Below are 9,521 nucleotides of genomic sequence, written 5' to 3' on the forward strand. Positions count from 1 at the left end.
TTAATTAAATTAACGAAAAAAGAAATTTTAAAAGAGAGGGTTAAATGATTAAAAACGGTGCAGTTACGTTACGTTACGTTACGCCAATCATTTAAACTTTCTCGGCTTTTCTATTGCAAAAATCTTTTCATTAAATCAATTTATATTTTGTCCGTTCTTTGCGGATATTTTGGTTTCGATAACTTATTGGGAAAGAAGAAACCCAATTTTGTTATAAATAAAAAATTTTTTCATCAAGGAGTAAAAAAATGAAAAACATTAAAAAAATTCTTCTAATTACGGCAATGACGATGGCGCTCGGAACATCGGCATTTGCGGCAAGCGGTTTCGAGTTTATATTGAATGTGCCTTTTGGAATGAACATTGCATTTCCAAACAGGGAAACTAAAGATTTGGGGCTAGAGAAAAATTACGGAGGATTTGACGCGGGAGTTGAGGCTCAAATCGGATATATGTTCCAAGTCAAAGAAGGTTTCGGAATAAGCATTTTGGCTGAATTGGGTTATATTTGGGATTGGTATAATTATAGCAGCGAAAGCGCAACGGCAACTGGCGGTGGCGGATGGACGCTAGACGGAAGTTATCATAGTTTAAAATTAGGACTACTGCCAAAATTCAATATTGGAGTTGGAAAAGGAACGATAGCTTTAGGAATTGGCGGAGGAGTTAAAATTCCTGCAGTTGCAAATTTAAGGTATGGTTATGGAGTTTGGAATGCAGACCTAAACAGAGAAGACGGTATAGATACGGTAACTCTTAAAAGACAAGATATAGTTGATTTATTCTCTCCTGCCCTTATCGGCTACATGAAATTCACTTTCGATTATTATTTATTCTTCACTGATAAAATCGGCATGAATTTCGGATTCTATTTGGGCGGAAGTTTTGGTCCGAAAGTTAGAGATTTAAAATTGGGCGGAAACGCTTTTGATTTTGGGCTTCAGTTAGGATTTAGATTTGGACCGAAAGCGTAAAAAAATCTTTTTCAATTAAAATATAATTCTAATTCACACATTCAAGCGGGCGGGGAATTCTCCTCGCCCAATTTTTTTAACTTCGTCCGTTGTTTTTTTAAAAGTCGTCATTGCGAGGCTATTTATAGCCGAAGCAATCCAAATATAATTAAATTTCATTTTTTGTGGATTACTTCACTCATTTCATTCGTTCGTAATGACAATTATTTTTGCACCGTCATTTCAATATTATTTATCCCGTCATTGCGAAGGCATAGCCTGAAGCAATCCACTATTAACAAAGTTAAATTTTTAAAATAAAATTTTATTTTAATTGGGTTACTTCGCTTCCTTTCAGTCGCTCGTTCCCGCAGGGACGCCTACGGCGAATAACGGAATAAAAATTCTTTCGTTGTTTTTTATTAAAGGCTCGGTTTTTTATTTTACAATTTACTTTTTGCTACTTTTATAACCTATCGCTTTCGCTATCGTTTCGTCAATAACTACGGTAACATCGCTATGCAGTTTCAAAAAAGTTACAGGGCATTTCGTGGTTATTTTATCGTTCAAAAGCAATTCTTTTATCGCTGACGCTTTATTTTTTCCGATAGCCGCTATAACTATTTTTTTCGCTTTCAATATTCCGCCCATTCCCATACTGAAAGCCTCTTTAGGAACTTGTTTTTCCGATTTGAAATATCTTGAATTCGCTTTTATGGTTTTTGCGTCAAGTTTCACGCATAACGCATCGGCATGCAAAATATCGTTCGGTTCGTTAAACGCTATATGTCCGTTTGGTCCCACTCCCAATAATTGCAAATCTCTCGGGAGTTTATTTATTTTATCGTTAAACTCTTTAAGATTTTTTTCTTTATCTCCGATTCCTTTCGGCACAAAAGTATTTTTCTTTTCTATATTCACATGCTCGAAAAGATTTTTATCCATAAAATATCTGTAGCTCTGTTCGTTTTTTCCGTCAAGCCCTTTATACTCGTCCAAATTTATAGTTTTTACTTTCTTAAAATCTATTTCTTTTTTATTATAAGATTTTATTAAATGAGGATAAACTACTTCGGCAGTTCCTCCAGTGGCAAGTCCCAAAACGGCGTCTTTTTTCACTTTCAATAAATTTATTATTTCCGCCGCAACTTTCATTCCAACTTTATTTCCGTCTTTTGCAATTATAACTTTCATTTTATTTTGTTCCTTTTTTTCATTATTGTTTTTTATTTTATTATTTATTTTTTCGTTTAATTTTTTATTTTCGGTTATTTTTTTATTTTCAATTTGTTCTATTTGATTCGATTCTGCAGGTTTTAAGAGATTAAATATCTCGTCATATAATTCTTTTTCTTTCTCATTATTTATATTTAATCCCGTAATCTTTAAAATAGCGTATTCAAGTTTTTCGCTTTCAAGGATTTTCTTTAATTCCACGCTCTCCGTATCTTCTGGAGTATAAAATTTAAATGCGGAAGCTACGCCTTTAAGCAAATTATCATGTTTCAAATCGTATTCTAAAGTTCCGAGTATTGGCTTTATTAATCTGTCGTTATAAGAAAGTTTACGCATTGGCTCTCTTCCTACTCTAAAAACGGAATCTTTCAAATAAGGATTAAAGAATCTGCTTAATATTTTTTGAATATACGATTCATGCTCGAATCTTCCAAATCCATGCCTTCTTATCAAAACCTCTCCGCTTTCTTCCATCGCTCCATATACGATATTTTTAATTTCGCTATCGTTTATCGCTTCAAATACGGTTTCTTTATTATTTTCCGCTCCCAAATATGCCGTAATAGCATGTCCCGTATTCAAAGTAAATAATTTTCTTTCGATATAAGCGTTCAAATTTTCTTTTAAAGATAAACCTTCAACATAAGGCAAATCTCCTATAAATACCGCTCTGTCGATTATTAAATCGGCAAAATTTTCGCAAGTAACTGTTAAAGGATTTTCGTTTACTATAGTTGGAACTATGCAGTCAATCGCAACATTTGGAAATACTATTTTTTTCTCGCCTTCAATCCATTCTTTAATATTTCCGTCAAGCGCTTCGTAAACGCTTTCTTTCAATTTTGAAGACGCTCCCGTAGTATTTTCGCAAGCCATTATATTTAGCGGATTATTATTTTGACTTTCGTATCTAGCGTTTATTATATTTACGATAAAAGGAGCGATTTTTGGAAGTATATTCACTCCTACCGCCGTAGTTATAATGTCTATTTCGTTAGCCAATTTTTTAATTTCTTCGCTATCTTCTGGCACTTTATCGACATTATCTATTTTTATCGTTTCGTCAAAATCTTTCCCAACCATTCTAACATTATATTCTTTTCTTTCATGTATCATAGAAATAAGTTCAAGATTTACATCCGAAAAATATATTTCATAGCCCGCTTGATGAAATAATCTTCCGATGCAGGCTCTTCCGATATTTCCCGCTCCTATTTGTATCATTTTTTTAGACATTATTTATTCTCCTTTATTTTCTCCAAAACTTCGTTATAAAAATTTTTATCCATAAAATTATTTATACTTAAATGTATTTTATGAGGCATTTTTTCTTTTGCCAAAGTAGTTAACGATTTTTGAGTTATTATTATATCGGCGCTGTCGTCCAAATTGGATATTGCAGAGTTGACTATAGTTATATTTTCAATTCCTTTTTCTTGCGCTAATTTTTTAAGCATAGTCGCTCCCATAGCGCTCGAACCCATACCCGCATCGCAGGCAACTACAATTTTATTAATTTTTATATTATTTTTTAACGCGTCTTCAAAACTAATTTCATTTGCTTGAGATTTAATTTCTTCTTTAATTTCCGTGTTATTGGAATTCAAATTTTTATTCGATTTGCTTTTTTGAATTGCTTCTTCCAAATTTCCTTCCGCTTTAGATTTTCTTACGAATATTGAAGCGAGTAAAAAAGTTATAACCGCAGAAATTAATACACTTCCTATAGTCGCTATAAAACCGCCTTTTGGAGTAACGGCAAGCATAGCTATTATTGAACCTGGAGAAGGCACAGCAGTCAAACCTCCGTTTAATATTAAAGTTGTTAATATTCCGCTCATTCCTCCGATTATCAAAGCGATAATCAATATAGGATTCATTAAAATATAAGGAAAATATATTTCATGAATTCCGCCGAAGAAATGTATTATAGCAGCTCCTGGCGCCGTTGCTTTTGAACCTCCTTTACCGAATATCGAATATGCAAGCAATACTCCGAGTCCCGGTCCTGGATTAGTTTCTATAGTAAAGAATATTGATTTTCCCGCTTCCGTAACTTGCTGAACTCCGATTGGAGAAAATACTCCATGATTTATAGCGTTATTTAAGAAAAATATTTTTGCAGGCTCTACTATAATTGAAACCAAAGGAAGCAATCTTAAATCGACTAATTTTTGAACTCCGCCCGATAAAACATTGCTTATGCTTTCTACGGCTGGTCCTATCAAATATAGAGATATTATCGCCAAAATCATACCTAAAATGCCCGCGGAAAAATTATTTATTAGCATTTCAAATCCCGTAGGAATTTTAGGACTTATAATTTCATCTAATTTCTTTATTAGGAAAGCGCCCAAAGGTCCCGTTATCATTGCTCCCAAAAACATTGGAATACTCGAACCTACTATAACTCCCGCCGCCATTATAGAACCGACTACGCCTCCTCTATGCCCGTAAACCATATTTCCGCCCGAATAAGCTATAAGAATAGGCAATAAATATGTTAGCATAGGACTTACAAGTTTATTTAAAGTCTCGTTTGGAAACCATCCAGTCGGTATAAAAAACGCAGTTATCAATCCCCAAGCTATGAAAGCTCCTATATTGGGCTGAACCATATTGCTTAAATATCTTCCAAATTTTTGTATCTTGTCAAGATTCATACAATACCTCTTGAAATTTAATTTTTATTATTATACCATATACAAAATTTATTATCAAATATATTTTAAAATGTATTATATTTAGGTTTTAATTATGAATAAAATTAAATTGGAAGCGGCGATATTCGATTTTGACGGCACATTAGTCGACAGCGAAACTCTTTATACAAAATCTTTGATTACGACTGCAAATAAAATGAATGTTCTTCAGGATGTAGATTTTGAATCTATGGCGGGCTATCAAACGCAGGATATGTATAATATTTTAATTAAGTCTCATTATGTTCCAGATAATTTTTTTGATGAAACGGCAAATTATTTCCATAAAATTATAGAAACCGATTTGGAAACTTTTGACGGAGTAATGGAAACTCTTGAAAGATTAAAAAATATAAATATCGTCATAGCCTCGAATAGCGATATTGATTATGTAAAAAATATATCGAATAAAAAAAGTTTTTCTAAATATATTAAAGATTATTCCTGCCATAACGAAAAATTAAAAGCTAAACCCGAACCAGATTTATTTTTGAACGCTTTTGAAACTTTGAAAAAATTAAATAACAATCTCAAAAAAGAAAATGTTTTAATATTCGAAGACAGTTTAGCGGGAGTCGAAGGCGCTAAAAAAACGGGAATAAAAATTGCGGCAATAACGAACAGCTACGGTAAAGAAGAATTATTAGAAAAAGGAGCGGATATAATTCTTAATAAAATAAATCAAATATTCGATTATATAGAAATTAATTAATTAGTCCTCATTAAATTTTATAGGTTTATAAGCCGAAATTCATATATAATGAGGGCGAAAATGACCGAGCAAAAATATTATTATAAATCCACGACAAAAAAAGAGTTCGATTGTATAAAGGACGATGAAAAACTTATAGAAACTTTAGCCGATAAAGGTTATACTGTTTATTCGGTTAGGCAAAAAACTAATCAGTTAATTCCTTATCATGAGCATCCTACGGAAGAGATGGTAATCGTTCTTACGGGAAAAGTTAGATATTCTGTGGAAGAAGAAATTGTCGATGTGGAAGAAGGCGAAATTATAAGAGTGAAACCTCATTCGGTTCATTCAATGGTTGGTATGGCGGAAAATGGAATATCGAATTTATTACTGGTTTTTATTTAAATAATTCTTCGTTTTCAATATTCGTATTATCGTTAGAATTGTTTTCTATTTCATGGCATAATTTATAGAAATCGCAAAAATTACAATGAGTTCCAAATTTTCTTTCAAAAATTTTATCGTATCTTATATCGTTGATTATCTCGTCAAACCATTCTCTCAAATAATTTGCGGATTCTTGATTAAATTCAACGGTATCAAATTTATCTTCGGCAAAATAATAATAGGACGCGCTCGTGACATTTGATTTCAAACTATTTAAAAGATAAGCGTAAAATTTTAGCTGCATAGTTTTTCTTTCTCGCTCTTCGTTGTCTTCTCCGACATCAAAATATTTATTCGTTTTATAATCTACGATTTGCAAAGTTCCATCCGCGGATAAATCTATTCTGTCGACTCTTCCAAAAAAGATATAATCTTTAAATATATTTTCCATATAATGTTCGGTTAAATACGGGACTTTTTGCCCAAATGAATTATAAAAATTGGAAAGCATATACAATCCTTTTTCTCCCAATTCTTTTTCTTCTTCTCTCGTTTTGAAAAATGCTCTAATTCCGCTTCTTTTCCATGATTCTCTGAATATATTATAAAGATTTTCTATCGAACGGTCTTCCGCTCTTTTTTGATAGAATTCTTTGCAAGTTAAATGAACGATATTTCCAAAAATAAAATATTCGTTGACTTTTCTTTTTTGTTTTTTAAAAAGTTTTTCTATATAAATGTATCTGTATTTTTTCGGACATAGTAAATAAGTTCCCATACTGTATTCGCTGAATTTCTGTAATTTTTTCGTTTCCATAATTATTAAATATTCGCTTAAAATAAATTATTCCGATTTTGTATATTTGTTTAATAAATCTTGTATATCTTTATCTGAAGCAATATCTATCGGTTTTTTATCGTCTAAATTTTTTATATCGGCGTTTGCTTTATAATTAATAAGAAGTTCCGCAGCTTTATAACTTTCGGAAGCCGCGGCAAAATGTAGCGCCGTCCATCCGTCATCATCTTGAGCGTCAATATCCGCGTCAAATTTTAAAAGTAAATTCATAACGGAAATTTGATTATTCATAGCAGCCCACATTAAAGGAGTTGTTCCCGTATTGTCCGAAACATTTGAGATATTTTTATTTCTTGCAGAATAAGATTCCAAAATTGCCGAAACCGTTTCCGTATTTCCTCTCGCCGCCGCTATATGTATCGCCATAGCTCCGTCTATATTGTCTTTTGCAAGTATATTCGCTCCATAATTAAGAAGAAGCAAAACTATATCGGAATATCCGTAAAATGAAGCGAGTAATAAAGGAGTTTCACCGTCCGCAAACCATTTTTTACCGTTATTATCCAATATTGTTCCTTCTGGTAAAACTGGATTAATATTTATTTTCTTATGCGAAAGTAATTCTTTGACTATTTCTATTTTATTTACTTGAACGGCTCTATGCAATGCGCTCCAGTTATCTTTATCCGCTATATTTACATCGATTCCAGATTTTACTATTTCCTTTACTTTTTCAATATTTCCATTTTCTATTGCCGAAAAAAATTCCAAAGTATTATCGTTTTGAGAATATAAATTAAATGAAATTATAAAGAAAATTATTAAAATTATTTTAGCGCTTTTGATTTTTTTCATAAAATAATTTTCCTAATCTTTATTTTCTTTATCATTTTCATTTTTATTTATCTCGTTATCCTTATTATTTTTTCTATCTCTATTATTAACTATTCTGCTTATAATCGCATAAATACAAAGAAGTATAAAGCCAGCTATTAACAATTTATTTGTAATGGACATTTTTATCTCCTAATATTTTTAATTTTATAATATATTATAATCAAATTAATTTCAATTTTTATAAATATTTAATTTAAAATAAAAAATTGGGAAATAAATATAATTTACTTCCCAATTCAAAATTTGCTTATTCGTTTTTAATTTTTACCAAGTATCAAGCGGGTCGTCTTCTTCTCTGTAAGTTTCCAAATACATATCCGTTTTGGCTACCAAATTATCGAAATAGACATAGTATTTGCCATAAGAATCTCTTGGGTCTACCTTAATAAATATACCCATAAAGCTAATTCCCTGCTCTCTCTGTCCTCTGAAATCTTCCTGCTTAACATTTGCTGGAACTTGAACCGTTACATTTTTCCATCCTACAAAATTAAGAGAAACATTTCCTATGGATTGCTGTTTTCCATTTATATCGTAAATATAGAAACTCATAGCGTTATTATGATTTCTTCCCGCAACCCAAACGCTTATCTCTTTCGTATAGCCCGGTATTTTTACTGGTCTTGGAGGCGTAATTGAAAAATAAGGATAGCCCGTTCTAAAATATTCTATTTTAGCGCCAAGAACATATCTATTTTCTTCTTCCCCTTCTGCAACCACATCGGCAGGACCGCCTTCTCTGCGAATAATATTTATCAAACCGAAATCTCTTGGTATAGAACCTTGCCAAGTGTTGGCAAATTCAAAGTTGTCTATAACAAAATTAGTGATAGATTCGGTAACAAAATTATTATTGCCTTCTTCTCCGTTTTCTTCAGCCGCATCTTGAGCAAATAACAAGAATGCAACGGTTAAAATTAACATTGTTATTAAAATACTTAATCTTTTCATTTTATATTCTCTCCTTTACATTAACTTATTATTGCTCTTCCGTATTTTCGCCTTCGTCTTCGCCGACTACCCTAGCGCCGCCTTCCGTATATTGTTCGGAAGAACTTCCGCCAACTTCTTGTCCAAGAGTAGTTTCGATGTCCGAACCGTCATAAGATTCTCTAAATGTGTCGGTAACAACTTGGAAATAATCCAACAATACCACAAAATTATCCGCTCTTTCTTCAGGCGAAGCCCAGAAACGGAAATTCAAGAATCTTAAACCTTTTGCTCTCGGAACATAAGGTTCGGATTGAGGAATAAAAGTCGGAACCGCCGTGCTTAAATTCTTCCAACCGATATACCTTAAAGAACCCAAAGGCAAAGTATGAGTGTAACCGAGGTAATCGGAAAATAACATCTCAATCGAATAATCGTAATTTCCACCCCATACCCATACATCAAAAGTTTGAGCTTTTCCCGGTATAATTTTCTGAACGGTAGGAACTAAATCAAAGAAGTTATAAGACCTTCTAAAAAACGAAACGCTTACCGATAGCGAATTCGTGGAATTATATCCCTGATTTCCCATACCGAACGGTTTTGTCGCAAATAATCTCATATTCGGATATTTCATTACGACACCGTTTTCATTTGTCCTTTCTCCCGTAAACAAGAAACGACTTCCATTAGATATAGGCTGCCACTCGTCCAATGTTTCAAAGTTGTAGAGTAATCTAGTTTCCATGTAGATACTCGGATTTTGTCCATAAACAATAAACGAACTTATGCTTATGAATAAACAAGCGATTATGAGGCAGCGAGGTATATCCTGCATACTTCTATAAAATTTCATAGCGCACTCTCCTTGATATTTATAGCTAATCAATTATATTTTTTTATTAGTGATAATTATAATATAA

General features: G+C 32.3%; 11 protein-coding genes and 1 pseudogene. 3 read left to right on the forward strand and 9 right to left on the reverse strand.

The window, feature by feature from the left end; genetic code table 11:
- The first annotated feature begins 248 nt into the window (after positions 1–248).
- Positions 249–974, forward strand: coding sequence for a PorT family protein (locus ACR0QS_RS07730; protein WP_432632865.1), 726 nt, complete (start codon positions 249–251; stop codon positions 972–974).
- 33 nt (positions 975–1,007) lie between these two features.
- Here the strand turns inward: ACR0QS_RS07730 and ACR0QS_RS07735 are convergent, their stop codons facing one another.
- From ACR0QS_RS07735 to ACR0QS_RS07750, 4 genes and pseudogenes are all read right to left on the reverse strand, one after another.
- On the reverse strand, positions 1,008–1,133 hold the full coding sequence (locus ACR0QS_RS07735; RefSeq protein WP_432632866.1) for a hypothetical protein: 126 nt from the start codon (positions 1,131–1,133) through the stop codon (positions 1,008–1,010).
- A gap of 270 nt (positions 1,134–1,403) precedes the next feature.
- Complete coding sequence (locus ACR0QS_RS07740) at positions 1,404–2,147, reverse strand: glucosamine-6-phosphate deaminase (RefSeq protein WP_432632874.1); 744 nt, start codon at positions 2,145–2,147, stop codon at positions 1,404–1,406.
- A 153-nt stretch (positions 2,148–2,300) separates the two neighbouring features.
- Positions 2,301–3,425, reverse strand: a pseudogene (locus ACR0QS_RS07745) (mannitol-1-phosphate 5-dehydrogenase); the annotation flags it as partial.
- Positions 3,425–4,852 (reverse strand): PTS mannitol transporter subunit IICB, encoded by a 1,428-nt coding sequence (locus ACR0QS_RS07750; RefSeq protein WP_432632867.1) that lies wholly within the window; start codon positions 4,850–4,852, stop codon positions 3,425–3,427. The gene ACR0QS_RS07750 and the pseudogene ACR0QS_RS07745, both read right to left, overlap by 1 nt.
- Positions 4,853–4,946: 94 nt before the next feature.
- Here ACR0QS_RS07750 and ACR0QS_RS07755 point away from each other — a divergent pair, with 94 nt between their 5' ends.
- Both ACR0QS_RS07755 and ACR0QS_RS07760 read left to right on the forward strand, forming a co-directional pair.
- On the forward strand, positions 4,947–5,603 hold the full coding sequence (locus tag ACR0QS_RS07755; protein WP_432632868.1) for an HAD family hydrolase: 657 nt from the start codon (positions 4,947–4,949) through the stop codon (positions 5,601–5,603).
- A 60-nt stretch (positions 5,604–5,663) separates the two neighbouring features.
- Positions 5,664–5,990, forward strand: a complete 327-nt coding sequence (locus ACR0QS_RS07760; RefSeq protein ID WP_432632869.1) for a cupin domain-containing protein — start codon at positions 5,664–5,666, stop codon at positions 5,988–5,990.
- On the opposite strand, the gene ACR0QS_RS07765 is transcribed toward ACR0QS_RS07760, so the two are convergent.
- The 5 genes from ACR0QS_RS07765 to ACR0QS_RS07785 all read right to left on the reverse strand — a co-directional run bounded on the left by ACR0QS_RS07765 (position 5,983) and on the right by ACR0QS_RS07785 (position 9,346).
- Positions 5,983–6,789 (reverse strand): RecB family exonuclease, encoded by an 807-nt coding sequence (locus ACR0QS_RS07765; protein ID WP_432632870.1) that lies wholly within the window; start codon positions 6,787–6,789, stop codon positions 5,983–5,985. The two genes, ACR0QS_RS07760 and ACR0QS_RS07765, sit on opposite strands and share 8 nt — an antisense overlap.
- Positions 6,790–6,816: 27 nt before the next feature.
- Complete coding sequence (locus ACR0QS_RS07770; protein ID WP_432632871.1) at positions 6,817–7,626, reverse strand: ankyrin repeat domain-containing protein; 810 nt, start codon at positions 7,624–7,626, stop codon at positions 6,817–6,819.
- Positions 7,627–7,638: 12 nt separating this feature from the next.
- Complete coding sequence (locus ACR0QS_RS07775; RefSeq protein ID WP_432632872.1) at positions 7,639–7,788, reverse strand: hypothetical protein; 150 nt, start codon at positions 7,786–7,788, stop codon at positions 7,639–7,641.
- Positions 7,789–7,932: 144 nt separating this feature from the next.
- A complete protein-coding gene (locus ACR0QS_RS07780) occupies positions 7,933–8,619 on the reverse strand; it encodes a flagellar filament outer layer protein FlaA (RefSeq protein WP_432632873.1) in 687 nt (228 codons plus the stop codon).
- A 28-nt stretch (positions 8,620–8,647) separates the two neighbouring features.
- Positions 8,648–9,346, reverse strand: coding sequence for a flagellar filament outer layer protein FlaA (locus tag ACR0QS_RS07785; protein ID WP_432632875.1), 699 nt, complete (start codon positions 9,344–9,346; stop codon positions 8,648–8,650).
- Positions 9,347–9,521: the final 175 nt, after the last annotated feature.

The sequence above is a fragment of the Brachyspira sp. genome, assembly GCF_050873525.1.
Lineage (GTDB): Bacteria > Spirochaetota > Brachyspiria > Brachyspirales > Brachyspiraceae > Brachyspira.

What these genes read in the sequence shown, in the direction of transcription:
- ACR0QS_RS07740 (WP_432632874.1), bottom strand. Translation starts at nt 2,147, where the DNA reads ATGAAAGTTATAATTGCAAAAGACGGAAATAAAGTTGGAATGAAAGTT.
- ACR0QS_RS07750 (WP_432632867.1), bottom strand. Translation starts at nt 4,852, where the DNA reads ATGAATCTTGACAAGATACAAAAATTTGGAAGATATTTAAGCAATATG.
- ACR0QS_RS07785 (WP_432632875.1), bottom strand. Translation starts at nt 9,346, where the DNA reads ATGGAAACTAGATTACTCTACAACTTTGAAACATTGGACGAGTGGCAG.
- ACR0QS_RS07765 (WP_432632870.1), bottom strand. Translation starts at nt 6,789, where the DNA reads ATGGAAACGAAAAAATTACAGAAATTCAGCGAATACAGTATGGGAACT.
- ACR0QS_RS07770 (WP_432632871.1), bottom strand. Translation starts at nt 7,626, where the DNA reads ATGAAAAAAATCAAAAGCGCTAAAATAATTTTAATAATTTTCTTTATA.
- ACR0QS_RS07760 (WP_432632869.1), top strand. Translation starts at nt 5,664, where the DNA reads ATGACCGAGCAAAAATATTATTATAAATCCACGACAAAAAAAGAGTTC.
- ACR0QS_RS07730 (WP_432632865.1), top strand. Translation starts at nt 249, where the DNA reads ATGAAAAACATTAAAAAAATTCTTCTAATTACGGCAATGACGATGGCG.
- ACR0QS_RS07755 (WP_432632868.1), top strand. Translation starts at nt 4,947, where the DNA reads ATGAATAAAATTAAATTGGAAGCGGCGATATTCGATTTTGACGGCACA.
- ACR0QS_RS07780 (WP_432632873.1), bottom strand. Translation starts at nt 8,619, where the DNA reads ATGAAAAGATTAAGTATTTTAATAACAATGTTAATTTTAACCGTTGCA.
- ACR0QS_RS07735 (WP_432632866.1), bottom strand. Translation starts at nt 1,133, where the DNA reads ATGAAATTTAATTATATTTGGATTGCTTCGGCTATAAATAGCCTCGCA.
- ACR0QS_RS07775 (WP_432632872.1), bottom strand. Translation starts at nt 7,788, where the DNA reads ATGTCCATTACAAATAAATTGTTAATAGCTGGCTTTATACTTCTTTGT.